Raw genomic sequence first — 14,555 nt, 5'->3', positions numbered from 1 at the left:
AGACAGCGATGTCCCAACAGGCTCACCCCCCTCACCAGGCCGCTGAGCCCGAGACCCCGAACCTGGATTTCGCGGGGACGACGCCGTACGAGGACTACGTCAAGGCCGACGTGCTCACCCACCTCCAGCACCTCCTCTCCGACGACCCCGCGGAGATGGTCTTCCTGGTGACCACCCAGGTCATGGAGCTGTGGTTCACGGTGATCGTGCACGAGTGGGAGACGGCCGCCCGGGCGCTCCGCTCGGACGACGTGCCGGCCGCGCTCGCCGCGCTGAAGCGGTCCACGCGCGAACTGGAGGCCCTGAACGCCTCCTGGAAGCCGCTCGGACAGCTGACCCCGGCCCAGTTCAACGCCTACCGCGGCGCGCTCGGCGAGGGATCCGGCTTCCAGTCGGCGATGTACCGGCGCCTGGAGTTCCTGCTCGGCGAGAAGTCCGCCTCCATGCTCGTCCCGCACCGCGGCGCCCCGCGCGTCCACGCGGAGCTGGAGAAGGCACTGCACGAGCCGAGCCTGTACGACGAGGCGGTACGGCTCCTCGCGCGCCGCGGCCACGCCGTCCCCGACGCCGTGCTGGACCGGGAGGTCTCCGCGCGGTACGAGCCCTCGGACGCCGTGGAGGACGCCTGGGCCGCCGTCTACGCGGGCGACCCGGACGACGAACTGGCCCGGCTGGGCGAGGCGCTGACGGACGTGGCGGAGCTGGTGTGGCGGTGGCGCAACGACCACCTGGTGGCCACCCGGCGCGCGATGGGCGCCAAGTCAGGCACGGGCGGCTCCGCCGGCGTTGCCTGGCTGGAGAAGCGGGCCCGCAAGAACGTGTTCCCCGAGCTGTGGACGGCGAGGTCCCATGTCTGAACTGTCCCTGCACGCCGAGAAGCTGGACGCGGCGGACGACCTCGCGCCGCTGCGGGACCGCTTCGTCCTGGACGACGTGGTCTATCTGGACGGCAACTCGCTGGGCGCCCTGCCCGCGCACGTCCCCGGCCGGCTGGCGGACGTGGTGCGCCGCGAGTGGGGCCAACTGCGCATCCGTTCTTGGGAGGAGAGCGGCTGGTGGACGGCGCCCGAGCGGGTCGGCGACCGGATCGCCCCGCTGGTGGGCGCGGCGCCCGGCCAGCTCGTCGTCGGCGACTCGACCAGCGTCAACGTCTTCAAGGCGCTGGTCGCGGCGGTCCGCATGGCGGGGGACGGCCGTGACGAGATCCTGGTCGACGCCACGACCTTCCCCACGGACGGCTACATCGCCGAGTCGGCGGCCCGGCTGACCGGCCGCACTCTGCGCGCCGTGACCCCGGCCGAGGTGCCGGGGGCGCTGAGCGGGCGCACCGCCGCGGTGCTGCTCAACCACGTCGACTACCGCACCGGCCGGCTGCACGACCTGCCGGCGCTCACCGCCGCGGTCCACGCCGCGGGCGCCCTCGCGGTGTGGGACCTGTGCCACAGCGCGGGCGCGCTGCCGGTCGGCCTGGACGAGCACGGCGTCGACCTCGCGGTGGGCTGCACCTACAAGTACCTGAACGGCGGCCCGGGTTCACCGGCGTACCTGTATGTGCGCCGGGAACTCCAGGACCGCTTCGACTCGCCGCTGCCGGGCTGGAACTCGCACTCCGAGCCGTTCGGGATGAACCCCGCCTACGCCCCGGCGCCGGGTGCCCCGCGCGGCCGGGTCGGCACGCCGGACATCCTCTCGCTGCTCGCGCTGGAGGCCGCCCTCGACGTCTGGGACGGGGTGTCCGTCGCCGCCGTCCGCGCCAAGTCCCTGGCGCTGACGGACTTCTTCCTGCGGTGCGTGGCCGAGTACACCGAGCCCGGCCGGGTGGAGTGCGTGACGCCCGAGCGGCATGCGGAGCGGGGCAGCCAGATCGCCCTGCGCTGTCCGGACGCGGGCGAGGTGATGAAACGCCTGATCGCCCGCGGGGTGGTCGGCGACTTCCGCCACCCCGACATCCTCCGCTTCGGCTTCACCCCGCTCTACCTGGGCTTCCGCGAGACGGAGCGGGCAGCGCGGGTGCTGGCGGAGGAGCTGGCGTAGGGGAGCGGACCGGGCGGGCACGGGCGCCGGACAGGCAGGGCGCGCCCGTGCCCGCCCCTCTCGTCACCGTGCGTGACATTCCGGTGTCCCCGCATGTCACCGGCCTGGTACCGTCCCCGCCAACGGCCGGGCCCGCACCCGGTCCGCCGTCCCTTCCCGCAGCGGCCCGAGCCCGGGAGGGACCCCATCGTCGCTGAGAGGTTGGAGCATGCCGGACGACGCCGCAGCAGCCCGCGCCGCCGCCGAGGAGGAGTCGGCCTTCTCGCACGCGCCGGTCGGTCCGGACGCCACCGCCGCGTACGGCGACCACCCCGACCAGGTGATCGACTTCTACGCCCCCCGCTCCGGCCCGGGCACCGCCGCTCCCGCGTACCCCGCCCCGCTGGTCGTCGTCCTGCACGGCGGGGCCTGGCGCGCCCGCCACGACCGCCGCCACGTCACTCCCTTCGCGGACTACCTGGCCCGCCGGGGGTTCGCGGTGGCCAACGTCGAGTACCGGCGCGGAGGCACGCCGCTGATCCCGGCGCAGCCCACCGGGTCGGAGGCGGACGACGTGCCGCCCGCCGGGCGCTGGCCCGACACCTTCGACGACGTGGCGGCGGCCCTGGACGCCCTGCCCGCGCTGGTCCGCCGGGCGCTGCCGCAGGCGGACGCCCGCCGCACGGTGCTGACCGGCCACTCGGCGGGCGGCCACCTCGCGCTGTGGGCGGCGGCCCGGCACATGCTGCCCGCGGACGCTCCCTGGCGGACCGGCGGTCCGGCGCCGCTGCGCGGGGTGGTCGCGCTCGCGCCCATCGCGGACCTGGAGGTGGCGGAGAAGCTGGCGGTGTGCGCGCACGCGTCCCGGCAACTGCTGGGCGGACGCGAGGCGTTCACCGGGCGCCGGGCCTATGCGGACCCGGCGCTGCTGCTGCCGACCGGTATCGCCACGACCCTGGTCCAGGGCCGGGCCGACCTGGTGGTGCCGTATCCGGTGGCCGAGTCGTACGCGGAGGCGGCGGCGAGGGCGGGGGAGGTGGTGGGGCTGACGCTGCTGGAGGACGTGGGTCACTTCCCGCTGATCGACCCGGCGGCGGACGCCTGCGCGGTGGTGGCCGAGGAGATCGCCCAACTGGCCTGGTGACAGCCCGTAGTGCCTGACCGGCCTGGTGACAGCCCGTAGTACCTGAGAGGGACGCCCGAAGACCCCTCTCCAAGGGGACGACCGGGCCCCCGGCCCGCGCCTACCGTCTTCCCGTGACCGAGACGACGCATACGCAGACGACACCGCCGAGGGCGGCCGGACGGCCCCGCAGTCCGGAGCTCCGGCTGGTCGCCGACGCTCTGCGCGGACTGCGGCAGGACCTGTTCCAGGGGGCCTTCGCCTACCGCCCGCTGCCCCGCGCGGCCGTCGACGGCCCGCTCGCCCGCCACCTGTCCGCCCGCGCGCGGCAGTACGCGGCCTGGACCCCGCACCTGCTGGTGGCCGGCGCCGGCGTGGCCGCGCTGTTCGCCAACGCGGCCGCGTTCCGCGAGGGCCAGGTGCCGCGGCTCCTGTACGGGTTCCTCGCGCTGGCCCCGGTGCTGCTGACCCTGGTCCGTCCGGTCGGCGCGTTCTGGCTGTCGCTGGCGGCGACCGCGGTCACCGCGGCGGCCGGCGACAGCTGGGACAGCTGGCCGTGGCTGCCCGGCAGCTTCCTCGCCCACGTCGTGGTGCTCACGGTCGTGGCGCTGCGCACCCGGCCGCGCGCCGCGGCCTGGATGTGGCTGCTGTCCGCGGTCTACGGCCTGTGGAGCGTGTCCGTCCTGGGCGCGAACCACTACCAGGTCGACGCGGCCCAGATGATCCTCCTGTCCGCGCTGCTCCTGCTGGCCGTCGCCGTGCGGCACATCCGCCGGCAGGCCCGGCAGGAGGTGACCGCCCAGCAGACGGTGACCGAGCACGAGCGCTCGCGCCGCACGCTGCTGGAGGAGCGCACGACGATAGCCCGCGAGCTGCACGACGTGGTCGCCCACCACATGTCGGTCGTCGCGATCCAGGCGGAGGCCGCGCCCTACCGGGTGCAGGACCCGCCGCCGGAGCTGGAGCAGGCGTTCGTCACCATCCGGGAGAACGCGGTGGCGGCCCTGACCGAGCTGCGCCGCGTCCTCGGCGTGGTCCGCGCCGAGGACTACGAGGCCCCGGACACCCCGCAGCCCACCCTGGCCGATCTGGACGGCCTGCTCGCCAACGTCCGGGAGGCCGGCGTGGCGGTGGAGAAGGCGGTGACCGGCGCGGTGCGGGAGCTGCCGCAGGGCGTGGAGCTGTCGGCGTACCGGATCGTGCAGGAGGCGCTCAGCAACACCCTGCGGCACGCGCCCGGCGCGAGCGCCCGGGTCGAGATCGGCTATGTCCTCGGCGGTCTGGGACTGCGCGTGGTCAACGGCCCGCCACCGGCTCCGCACCTGTCCAAGGCGTCCCCCGGCGCCGGGCACGGCATCACGGGCATGCGCGAGCGGGTCTCCATGCTGGACGGCGAGATGACGGCACAGGCCACGGCCGCGGGCGGCTACGAGGTGACGGTGTTCCTGCCGGTGCCGGCCGCGGTCCCGGCGGCCGGGGACGGGGCATGACGATCCGGGTGCTGGTCGCCGACGACCAGATGATGGTCCGGGAGGGCTTCTCGGTCCTGCTGAACGCGATGCCGGACATCGAGGTCGTGGGCGAGGCCGTCAACGGCCGGGAGGCGGTCGAGCGGGTCCGGGAGCTGACTCCGGACGTGGTGCTGATGGACATCCGCATGCCGGAGCTGAACGGCATCGAGGCGACCCGGGAGATCGTCGCCGCGGACGCGTCGGCCAAGGTGCTGGTGCTGACCACGTTCGACCTGGACGAGTACGTGTACCAGGCGCTGCGCGCGGGCGCCTCCGGGTTCCTGCTCAAGGACGCCTCGGCCCGCCGGCTGGCGGACGGGGTGCGGGTGGTGGCGGCCGGCGAGGCGCTGCTGGCTCCCTCGGTCACCCGGCGGCTGATCACCGAGTTCTCCCGGCTGGCGGACAGCCCGCGGCTGACACCGGCGGCGCGGACGGCGTACGGGGAGCTGACGGAACGCGAGACGGAGGTGCTGGTGCTGATCGCCCGGGGTCTGTCGAACGCGGAGATCGCCGCCCGGCTGGTGGTGGCGGAGTCGACGATAAAGACCCATGTGAGCCGCGTGCTGGTCAAACTCGGCCTGCGCGACCGCACCCAGGCGGCGGTGTTCGCGTACGAGGCGAGGCTGGTCACACCCGGGTGAGGCGGGCTAGCGTCCGTGCATGGCTGCTGCGGACCTCGCCTTCGACCCGTGGGACCCGGCGTTCCTCGCCGATCCCCGTCCGGCCTACGCCGAGCTGCGGGCCCGCGGCCGGGTGATCCGGTACGAGCCGACCGACCAGTGGCTCGTCCCGCACCACGCGGACGTCTCGGCGCTGCTGCGGGACCGCCGGCTCGGCCGCACCTACCGGCACCGGTTCACGCACGAGGAGTTCGGCCGTACCCCGCCCCCGCCGGAGCACGAGCCGTTCCACACCCTGAACGACCACGGGATGCTCGACCTGGAGCCGCCGGACCACACCCGGATCCGGCGCCTGGTGGCGAAGGCGTTCACCCCGCGCACGGTGGAGCGGCTGCGGCCCTACGTCCACGGGCTGGCCCGGGACCTGGTGGCGGCCCTGGTCCGCGCGGGCGGCGGTGACCTGCTGACGGACGTGGCGGAGCCGCTGCCGGTGGCGGTGATCGCCGAGATGCTCGGCATCCCCGGGACGGACCGGGCCCGGCTGCGGCCGTGGTCGGCGGACATCTGCGGGATGTACGAGCTGAATCCGTCCGAGGAGACGGCGGCGAGGGCGGTCCGGGCGTCGCGGGAGTTCTCCGACTGCCTCCGCGAGCTGATCGCGGCCCGCCGCCGGGAGCCCGGCGATGACCTGATCTCCGGCCTGATCGCGGCCCACGACGAGGGCGAGCGCCTCACCGAACAGGAGATGATCTCCACGGCGGTGCTGCTGCTCAACGCGGGCCACGAGGCGACGGTCAACGCCACGGTGAACGGCTGGTACGCCCTGTTCCGCAACCCCGGCCAGCTCGCCGCGCTGCGCGCCGACCACCGGCTGGTGCCGTCCGCGGTGGAGGAGCTGCTGCGCTACGACACCCCGCTCCAGCTCTTCGAACGCTGGGTGCTGGACGACATCGAGATCGACGGCACGACGATCCCGCGGGGCTCCGAGATCGCCATGCTGTTCGGCTCCGCCAACCACGACCCGGCCGTCTTCGCCGACCCCGGCCGCCTGGACCTCGCCCGCGCGGACAACCCGCACCTGTCGTTCAGCGCGGGCATCCACTACTGCATCGGCGCCCCGCTGGCCCGCATGGAACTCGCGGCCTCCCTGACGGCCCTGCTGGAGCAGGCGCCCACGCTCACCCTGACGGCGGAACCGGAGCGCAGGCCGAACTTCGTGATGCGGGGACTGCGCGGACTGAGCGTGGCGATGGGCTGACCCCGGCCCCGGGCGGGTCGCCCGGAGGGGCACCCGCACCGGCGCGGGCGTCACCGCCGCGGACCGCCCGGGGGTGCCGTCACCGGTCGGCGGGCAGGACGAGCCCCCAGGCGCCCTCCGCCACCCGCCAGGTCCGCCGGCGCACCGGCCCGGTCACCGACGCGTCCGCCCGGTAGCGGAAGTCCGCCCCGGTGACCGTCACCGTGCGGCCGGTGGCCAGCAGCGGCGTCGCCTCCGCGCCCACCGACAGCGGCCGCACCTCCACCGCGGCCACCCCGTCCGCGCCCGGCGTCACCGACACCGCCTGCACGGGCTGGTCCAGGTCGATCACCGTCGCGCCGTCCACCTCCACCCGGAGCCGGGCCGGACCGGTGGCGGGCCGCACGGGCCGCGGGGCCAGGGTGCGCACCAGGGAGCGGTACCAGGGCCGGCCCGGGACCGCCGGCACCGGCTCGGCGGCGGTCTCGCGCACCGGCGCCGGCGGGATGCCGAGCATGCCCAGCACCACGCCGTCGCTGTCGTCGACCAGCAGGTCGAGCCGCCGCTCGACACCGTCCAGGACCGCCCGCGCCGCCGCGACCGCGCCACCGGGCACGCCGAGCGACTCGGCGAGGGCGGTGTCCCCGACCGGCACCACCGACAACGGGCACCCGGCCAGCTCCCGCCGTCGGTGCAGCACGGCGACCGCCCGCGCCAGGGCCCGGCCGTCCCCGATCACGACCGGCCGCCGTGCACCCCTCCGGCCCAGTGCCCGGGCGAACTCCTCCGGCCCCTCCGGCAGACACAGTTTGGCCGCCGCACCCGCGCTGAGCACGTCTTTCGCGATCCGTACGGACTCCCCGTCCGTCTGCCGTGCCGCCGAATCGATGATCACCAGCAGCTGATCGGACGTCGCGGAAGTCGCCACCTCGGTCCTGCCTCGCTTCCTCGGGTAGCATCTTTGTGCAAGAGCCCCTTGCGCTATTGCGCCAGGGGCTTCGTCTATTCCGGGGCATCCGGTCCGACGGTTGTGCGACCAACGACGGTCGCGGTGGTACGCGGCGGTGAACCTTACGCCCACGCCCCCGACCTTGGACATGCCCCGCCCGGAAGGGGTGTACGCGCGTGCCCGCACTTGTGCTGCTCGGTGCTCAGTGGGGTGACGAAGGCAAGGGAAAGGCGACGGACCTGCTCGGTGGTTCCGTCGATTACGTGGTGCGTTACCAAGGCGGCAACAACGCCGGTCACACGGTCGTCGTGGGCGACCAGAAGTACGCACTCCACCTCCTCCCTTCCGGAATCCTGTCGCCCGGCTGTACGCCGGTCATCGGCAACGGTGTCGTCGTCGACCCGTCGGTCCTGCTCTCCGAGCTGAGCGGTCTGAACGAGCGTGGCGTCGACACGTCCAAGCTCCTGATCAGTGGTAACGCGCACGTCATCACGCCGTACAACGTGACCGTCGACAAGGTGACGGAACGCTTCCTCGGCAAGCGCAAGATCGGCACGACCGGCCGCGGCATCGGCCCGACCTACGCGGACAAGATCAACCGCGTGGGCATCCGGGTCCAGGACCTGTACGACGAGTCGATCCTCCAGCAGAAGGTGGAGGCGGCCCTCGACGTCAAGAACCAGATCCTCACCAAGCTGTACAACCGGCGCGCGATCGCCGCGGACCAGGTGGTCGAGGAGCTGCTGGGCTACGCCGAGCAGATCAGGCCGTACGTCGCCGACACGGTGCTGGTCCTGAACCAGGCGCTGGAGGACGACAAGGTCGTCCTGTTCGAGGGCGGCCAGGGCACCCTGCTGGACATCGACCACGGCACCTACCCCTTCGTCACCTCCTCCAACCCCACCGCGGGCGGTGCCTGCACCGGCGCCGGTGTGGGTCCGACGAAGATCAGCCGGGTCATCGGCATCCTCAAGGCGTACACGACCCGTGTCGGCGCCGGCCCGTTCCCGACCGAGCTGTTCGACGAGGACGGCGAGGCGCTGCGGCGCATCGGCGGCGAGCGGGGCGTCACCACCGGCCGGGACCGCCGCTGCGGCTGGTTCGACGCGGTCATCGCCCGCTACGCCACCCGCGTCAACGGCCTGACCGACTTCTTCCTCACCAAGCTGGACGTCCTCACCGGCTGGGAGGAGATCCCGGTCTGCGTGGCCTACGAGATCGACGGCAGGCGCGTCGAGGAACTGCCGTACTCGCAGACCGACTTCCACCACGCCAAGCCGGTCTACGAGACCCTGCCGGGCTGGAGCGAGGACATCAGCAAGGCGAAGACGTTCGCCGACCTGCCGAAGAACGCCCAGAACTACGTCAAGGCGCTGGAGGAGATGTCCGGCGCCCCGATCTCCGCGATCGGCGTGGGCCCGGGCCGGAACGAGACGATCGAGATCAACTCGTTCCTGTAGGCACCGCGCGGTCCCTGGTGCCGGCGCCCGCCGGTCCCGCCTCCGGGCGGGCCGGCGGGCGCCGGCGTCTCCGGCCCGGCCGGCCTAGCTGAACACGATCATCGAGCCCTGGGCCAGGGAGCGGGTCGCCGCCGCGTGCAGACCCAGCCAGACGTGGCGTTCGCGGGCGAAGGGACTGGGGTCGTACGGGGCGGGGACGGCCGGTTCCTCCAGTTCCGTGGGGGCCGCCGGCGGGGCGGGGGCCGCCGGGGGGTTGGCCGCGTCGATGCCGATCGACGGCGCCACGTACTGCAGTTCCCGCAGCAGGGCGTGCGCGGAGCCCAGCGGGCCGCCGCCCGCGAGGAGTTCGTCGTTCGACAGCGGGTGCGGGAAGTCCACGGGAACGTACGCGCCCGCGTGGTCGTAGTGCCAGACGAGGTGCGACTGCTGGGCGGTCGACTCGAACATCTCCAGCAACTGCTCGTAGTCCCCGCCCAGTTCGTCCACCGGAGTCACCGGCAGGCCGCAGACCTGGAGCAGGTAGGCCCGGCGCAGGAAGTGCAGGGCGTCGTAGTCGAAACCGGCGACCGGGGCGACGTCGCCGGACAGGCCCGGCATGTACTGGTACACCGGCACCGGGGGCAGGCCGGCCTCGGCCAGGGCCTTGTCGTACTGCGCGAGTTCCTCGGCGAAGGGGTTGTCCGGGGTGTGGCACAACACGTCCACGAGCGGTACCAGCCACAGATCACAGGCCAAAGAGAGCTCCTCGCATCGGCGGGCGCGCGGTCACGCACGGCAGCAGGTTCAGGGAAGGGTAGTCCGTACGGCCCAGCAAAGGCGCCCCTCGTACGGACCGTGGGGGCCGTATCGGTCATCTACCCGTTGGTCAGGTGTTCCAGCAGTGCCAGCGAGTGCGCGTTGGAGGCGGCCACGACCGACCGCGCGGTCTCGGCCTCGCGGCGGGCCAGCGCGTCGACCAGCTCGGTGTGCCCGGCCCACAGCCGGCCGCGCAGGTCGGGCAGGCGCAGCAGGTGCTGCACGGCGCAGACCCAGGACTGCACGCGCAGCCGGTGCAGGAAGTCGCCGAGGTAGGGGTTGCCGAACAGGGCGCTCAGCTCGCGCCAGAACCGCAGGTCGTAGCCGATGAGGATGGTGAGGTCACCGGCCGCGGCGGCCCGCTGGGCCTCCTCGCCGCGGCGGCGCACGGTGGTCAGGGCCGCGGCCGTGCGCGGGTCGCCGGGCGGGGAGTGGAAGGCGGGGTGGCCGGCGGTGAGGGCCTGGAACATGCCGTCGGTGACCAGGCTGCGCGCCTCGATCATGTTCCGGTAGTCGGTGACCGAGTAGTCGGGCACGCGGAAGCCGCGGTGCTGGTCGGCCTCCAGGATGCCCTGCGCGGACAGGTCGACCAGCGCCTCGCGGACGGGAGTGGCGGAGACGCCGTACTGGTCGGCGATCTCCTTCACGGTGAACGCCCGGCCCGGGCGCAGCCGGCCCGCGAGCACCTCGTCACGGAGCGCGTCCGCGATCTGCTGGCGCAGGGTGCTGCGCGTCACGGTGCCGTGGCCGGGCATGGTCCGTGCCTCTCCTCACACGTCCGGTTACGTACTTGTTCGACTCGTGATCACACGAGTCCCCATTGCTTACGAGCACGTCACCTTACGCGTTCGAATCGGTTCGAAGGCAGTCGTGGTTCGTCGGTGGTTCGTCTCTTTTCGACTGCCGACCGTCACACCGTGTGCTCGTCCGCCACGCTCAGCGCGGCGTCGAGCGCGGCCAGGCCCTCCTTCAGCTCGGCCTCGGTCGCGTTGCACGGCGGGACGACATGGGTGCGGTTCATGTTCACGAACGGCCACAGGCCGTGCCGCTTGGCGGCGGCCGTGAACGCGGCCATCGGCGCGTTCGCCTCCCCGGAGGCGTTGTACGGCACCAGCGGCTCGCGGGTCTCCCGGTCCCGCACCAGCTCCAGCGCCCAGAACATGCCGGTGCCGCGCACCTCGCCGACGCTCGGGTGCCGCGCGGCCAGCTCGGCGAGACCGGGTCCGACGACCGTCTCGCCCAGGCGCCGGGCGTTCTCCACCACGCCCTCCTCGGCCATCACGTTGATCGTGGCGACGGCGGCGGCGCAGGCCAGCGGGTGACCGGAGTAGGTGAGACCGCCCGGGTAGGGGCGCTTGCCGAAGGTCTCCGCGATCCGCCCGGACACGGCCACGCCGCCCAGCGGCACGTAACCGGAGTTCACGCCCTTGGCGAAGGTCATCAGGTCCGGTACGACGCCGAACAGGTCCGCCGCGAACCACTCGCCGGTGCGGCCGAACCCGGCCATCACCTCGTCCAGCACGAAGACGATGCCGTACTTGTCGCACAGCGCGCGCACACCGGCCAGGTAGCCGGGCGGCGGGACCATGATCCCGGCGGTGCCCGGCACGGTCTCCAGGATGATCGCGGCGATCGTCGCCGGGCCCTCGAACTCGATCGTCGTCTCCAGGTGCTCCAGCGCCCGGGCGCACTCCTGCTCCTCGGTCTCGGCGTGGAAGCGGGAGCGGTAGAGGAACGGCGCCCAGAACCGGACGACCCCGGCGGTGCCGCCGTCGGACGCCCAGCGGCGCGGGTCACCGGTGATGTTGACGGCCTGCTGGGTGCCGCCGTGGTACGAGCGGTACGCCGAGAGCACCTTCGGCCGGCCCGTGTGCAGCCGGGCCATGCGCACCGCGTGCTCGACGGCGTCCGCGCCGCCGTTGGTGAAGAAGATCTTGTCCAGGTCGCCGGGGGTCCGCTCGGCGATCAGCCGGGCCGCCTCCGAGCGCGCCTCGATCGCGAAGGCCGGCGCGAACGTGGTCAGCCGCGCGGCCTGCTCCTGGATCGCGGCGACGACCCGGGGGTGCTGGTAGCCGATGTTGGTGAAGACGAGCCCGCTGGTGAAGTCCAGGTACCGCGTGCCGTCGTAGTCCCAGAAGTACGACCCCTCGGCGCCGGCCACGGCGAGCGGGTCGATGAGGTCCTGCGCGGACCAGGAGTGGAAGACGTGCGCACGGTCCGCGGCCTTGACTGCGGCACCGGCTTCGGGGCTGGGCTGAGGGGTCATGCCGGTGAGGGTAGATGTCCGCGATGCGGAAACGACATCGGCGTCTTGTTCCGTGGACGCGGCGATTCCGCGACAGGTTGTCGACGGCCCGGTCCGCCGTCCAGCCCGGCCACTATTCTCGGTCGTCGCAGACCTATGGGGGGGAAGGCGGGCACGGGGATGGAGAAGCTGGGAGCGGGTGATCCGCTCGGGGAGCCCCCGGCCGGCGGCCGGGGGCGGCTGGGGAGCTACCGGCTGCTGGCGCGGCTCGGCGCGGGCGGTATGGGCCAGGTGTACCTGGCCCGGTCCGACCGGGGCCGGACGGTCGCCGTCAAGGTCGTCCGGGAGGAACTGGCCGCGCGGGAGGAGTTCCGGGCCCGGTTCCGGCAGGAGGTGGTGGCCGCCCGGCGGGTCGGCGGGTACTGGACGGCGCCGGTGCTGGACGCGGACACCGAGGCGGCCGTGCCGTGGGTGGCGACCGGGTACGTGGCCGGGCCGAGCCTCCAGCAGGTCGTCGGGCACGACCACGGGGCGCTGCCCGAGCGGTCGGTGCGGATCATGGCGGCGGGGCTCGCGTACGCGCTCAAGGACATCCACGCGGCCGGGATCGTGCACCGGGACCTCAAGCCGTCGAACGTGCTGGTCACCATCGACGGGCCGCGCGTGATCGACTTCGGGATCGCGCGGGCGCTGGAGTCGGGGACCGCGGACGGGGCGGGGCTCACCCGGACCGGGGCGCTCGTCGGGTCGCCCGGGTTCATGGCGCCCGAGCAGGTGCGCGGGGACCGGATCACGCCCGCCTGCGACGTGTTCTGCCTGGGCTCCGTGCTGGCCTACGCGGCGACCGGCGCGCTGCCCTTCGGGACCGCCGACAGCGGGGTCCACGCGCTGATGTTCCGGATCGCCCAGGAGGAGCCGGACCTGACGGGGGTGCCGGAGGGCATCGCCGATCTGGTCCGGGACTGCCTGCGCAAGGACCCGGCGCAGCGGCCGTCGCTGGACACGGTCCTGGAGCGGACCGGCGCGGAGGACACCGTGGCCGGCGGGCGCTCGCGGGACCCCTGGCTGCCGGCCTCCCTGGTCGCCCAGCTCGGCCGGCACGCGGTACGGCTGCTGGAGGTGGAGGACCCGGAGCGGGAGGGCGTCCCGGCACCCGCGTCCGGCGGCCCCGACGCCCGGCTGGTGCCGCCGCCGGGAGTGGACGGCTCGGGTGGCCACCCGGGTGTCGGCGACGGTACGGCGGCCTCGTCGGCGGGTGCGGGTGGTTCCGAGGGCTGGCCGGCGCCTTCGCCGCACGTGGACGGTTCCGGTGGTCAGCCGGGCGTCCGCGGTCCGGCGGTCTCGTCGGCCGGTGTAGGTGGCGCCGATGGCTGGCCGGTGCCTCTTCCCCGCGTGGACGGCTTCGGTGGTCACCCGGGTGGCGTCGGCGGTCCGGCGCTTTCGTCGGCCGATACCGGCGGCCTCGGCGATGGCAAGGTGTCGTCGGCCGAGGCGGGTGGTGTCGATGACTGGCCGGTGCCTCCGCCGCGTGTGGACGGCTCCGGTGGTCAGCCGGTGCCCCCGGCCGGCGCGGGCGGCCTCGGCGGCGGGTGGGAGGCGCCCGGTGCCGACGGCTGGCCGGTGCCCCGTGCGGGCGGTCCCGGTGACCGGCCGGTCCCGGTCGCCGGTGCCGGTGCGGGGCCGGGGAGCGTGCCGGGCGGTGCCGGGGCGTCGCCCGAGCATGCCGCCGTGTCGGACGGCCGGCCCGGCGGGGGCGACCATCCGCCCGGTGTCGCCCCCGGCCAGGCCCCGCCGCCCGCCAGACCTCCGGTGCCGCCCGGGTTCGGGACCGCGCCCTCCGCGCCGTACGGCGCCCCGCACCCCGGGCACCAGCCCTCCGCCTACGGCTATCCGCAGCAGCCCGGCGCCGGGCCCTGGGGCACGGGACAGCCGCTGTACCAGCCCTATGCCGGCGGACCCGGCGCCCCCGCGCCGTACGGCCCGCAGGACGCCGGCGGGCCGGCGGAGGAGCGCCGCAGCGGCCGGTCCACCGCGCTGCTCCTGGTGATCGCGCTGGTCGTGGCGCTGGGCGCGGGCGGCTCGGTGTACGCGCTGATGAAGAACGGCGGCGAGGACAAGGACGGCGGCACGGCCGGCCCGGCGCCCACCGGCCGCTCCGCGCCCCCGGTCACCTCACCCGGACCGACCGCCTCGAAGGACTCCGCCTCGCCCTCGGCCGCCGGGGCCGTCCCGGACGCCTATCTGGGCACCTGGCGGACGGTCATCGGCAACGCGAGCGGGACCAACACCCGCGAACTGACCATCCGGCAGGGCGAGGTGGGCGACACCGTGCTGACGCTGGTCGCGGAGGGGCCGGCCGAGGGCGGCGGGTCGTACCACTGCGTCTTCGAGGCGGAGCTGGCCGCACGGCCCGCCGGCGACGGTCCGCTGGCGATCGGGCCGTCCACCGTCACCTCCGGGGAACCCGCGTCCTCCTGCGCCCCGGGCGAGGCCACCGAGGTCAGCCTGTTGCCGGACGGCCGGCTGAAGCGGGCCAAGGCGACCGGCGCGGAGAGCCTGACGTACGACAAGGAGTGACCGGGCGGCCCGACGACGGCCCGGC

12 protein-coding genes are annotated in these 14,555 nt (G+C 74.2%); 8 read left to right on the top strand and 4 right to left on the bottom strand.

The window, feature by feature from the left end:
* The first annotated feature begins 8 nt into the window (after positions 1-8).
* From ACH4OA_RS07060 to ACH4OA_RS07035, 6 genes are all read left to right on the top strand, one after another.
* Positions 9-857, top strand: coding sequence for a tryptophan 2,3-dioxygenase family protein (locus ACH4OA_RS07060; protein ID WP_365879394.1), 849 nt, complete (start codon positions 9-11; stop codon positions 855-857).
* Positions 850-2,034 carry a kynureninase gene (gene kynU / locus ACH4OA_RS07055; RefSeq protein ID WP_397968008.1) on the top strand — a complete coding sequence of 395 codons (1,185 nt, stop codon included), beginning with the start codon at positions 850-852 and terminating at the stop codon, positions 2,032-2,034. The genes ACH4OA_RS07060 and kynU overlap by 8 nt, the downstream gene beginning before the upstream one ends.
* 208 nt (positions 2,035-2,242) lie before the next feature.
* On the top strand, positions 2,243-3,157 hold the full coding sequence (locus ACH4OA_RS07050) for an alpha/beta hydrolase family protein (RefSeq protein ID WP_397936278.1): 915 nt from the start codon (positions 2,243-2,245) through the stop codon (positions 3,155-3,157).
* Positions 3,158-3,270: 113 nt separating this feature from the next.
* Complete coding sequence (locus tag ACH4OA_RS07045) at positions 3,271-4,626, top strand: sensor histidine kinase (RefSeq protein WP_397947914.1); 1,356 nt, start codon at positions 3,271-3,273, stop codon at positions 4,624-4,626.
* Positions 4,623-5,288: a response regulator gene (locus tag ACH4OA_RS07040; RefSeq protein WP_397968005.1), complete on the top strand. Its 666-nt coding sequence runs from the start codon at positions 4,623-4,625 to the stop codon at positions 5,286-5,288. Before ACH4OA_RS07045 ends, ACH4OA_RS07040 begins: the two co-directional genes overlap by 4 nt.
* 19 nt (positions 5,289-5,307) lie before the next feature.
* Complete coding sequence (locus ACH4OA_RS07035; protein ID WP_397968003.1) at positions 5,308-6,525, top strand: cytochrome P450; 1,218 nt, start codon at positions 5,308-5,310, stop codon at positions 6,523-6,525.
* 79 nt (positions 6,526-6,604) lie between these two features.
* On the opposite strand, the gene ACH4OA_RS07030 is transcribed toward ACH4OA_RS07035, so the two are convergent.
* The gene (locus ACH4OA_RS07030; RefSeq protein WP_397936273.1) at positions 6,605-7,432 is read right to left on the bottom strand and encodes a diacylglycerol kinase; all 828 of its coding nucleotides are present in this window, start codon (positions 7,430-7,432) and stop codon (positions 6,605-6,607) included.
* 197 nt (positions 7,433-7,629) lie between these two features.
* On the opposite strand from ACH4OA_RS07030, the gene ACH4OA_RS07025 reads away from it, so the two are divergent.
* Entirely contained in the window at positions 7,630-8,913 is a 1,284-nt protein-coding gene (locus tag ACH4OA_RS07025) for an adenylosuccinate synthase (protein ID WP_365883834.1), read from the top strand.
* 84 nt (positions 8,914-8,997) lie between these two features.
* Here ACH4OA_RS07025 and ACH4OA_RS07020 read toward each other — a convergent pair whose 3' ends face one another.
* The 3 genes from ACH4OA_RS07020 to ACH4OA_RS07010 form a co-directional block, all read right to left on the bottom strand.
* Positions 8,998-9,648, bottom strand: a complete 651-nt coding sequence (locus tag ACH4OA_RS07020; protein ID WP_365941453.1) for a hypothetical protein — start codon at positions 9,646-9,648, stop codon at positions 8,998-9,000.
* Between the two features lie 119 nt (positions 9,649-9,767).
* Complete coding sequence (locus tag ACH4OA_RS07015) at positions 9,768-10,463, bottom strand: GntR family transcriptional regulator (protein WP_365876980.1); 696 nt, start codon at positions 10,461-10,463, stop codon at positions 9,768-9,770.
* A 155-nt stretch (positions 10,464-10,618) separates the two neighbouring features.
* Entirely contained in the window at positions 10,619-11,974 is a 1,356-nt protein-coding gene (locus ACH4OA_RS07010) for an aspartate aminotransferase family protein (RefSeq protein WP_397936270.1), read from the bottom strand.
* A 159-nt stretch (positions 11,975-12,133) separates the two neighbouring features.
* Between ACH4OA_RS07010 and ACH4OA_RS07005 the strand changes: the two genes are divergently transcribed.
* A complete protein-coding gene (locus ACH4OA_RS07005; RefSeq protein ID WP_397968000.1) occupies positions 12,134-14,530 on the top strand; it encodes a protein kinase in 2,397 nt (798 codons plus the stop codon).
* Positions 14,531-14,555 lie beyond the last annotated feature (25 nt).

The organism is Streptomyces sp. NPDC017095 (assembly GCF_044332325.1).
Taxonomy (GTDB): domain Bacteria; phylum Actinomycetota; class Actinomycetes; order Streptomycetales; family Streptomycetaceae; genus Streptomyces.
This window is presented reverse-complemented; position numbering and strand designations above follow the sequence as displayed.

Bases quoted from the DNA above. Each gene is read 5' to 3' on its own strand.
- ACH4OA_RS07005 (WP_397968000.1), top strand. From the start codon at position 12,134: ATGGAGAAGCTGGGAGCGGGTGATCCGCTCGGGGAGCCCCCGGCCGGC.
- kynU (WP_397968008.1), top strand. From the start codon at position 850: ATGTCTGAACTGTCCCTGCACGCCGAGAAGCTGGACGCGGCGGACGAC.
- ACH4OA_RS07050 (WP_397936278.1), top strand. From the start codon at position 2,243: ATGCCGGACGACGCCGCAGCAGCCCGCGCCGCCGCCGAGGAGGAGTCG.
- ACH4OA_RS07010 (WP_397936270.1), bottom strand. From the start codon at position 11,974: ATGACCCCTCAGCCCAGCCCCGAAGCCGGTGCCGCAGTCAAGGCCGCG.
- ACH4OA_RS07035 (WP_397968003.1), top strand. From the start codon at position 5,308: ATGGCTGCTGCGGACCTCGCCTTCGACCCGTGGGACCCGGCGTTCCTC.
- ACH4OA_RS07060 (WP_365879394.1), top strand. From the start codon at position 9: ATGTCCCAACAGGCTCACCCCCCTCACCAGGCCGCTGAGCCCGAGACC.
- ACH4OA_RS07015 (WP_365876980.1), bottom strand. From the start codon at position 10,463: ATGCCCGGCCACGGCACCGTGACGCGCAGCACCCTGCGCCAGCAGATC.
- ACH4OA_RS07040 (WP_397968005.1), top strand. From the start codon at position 4,623: ATGACGATCCGGGTGCTGGTCGCCGACGACCAGATGATGGTCCGGGAG.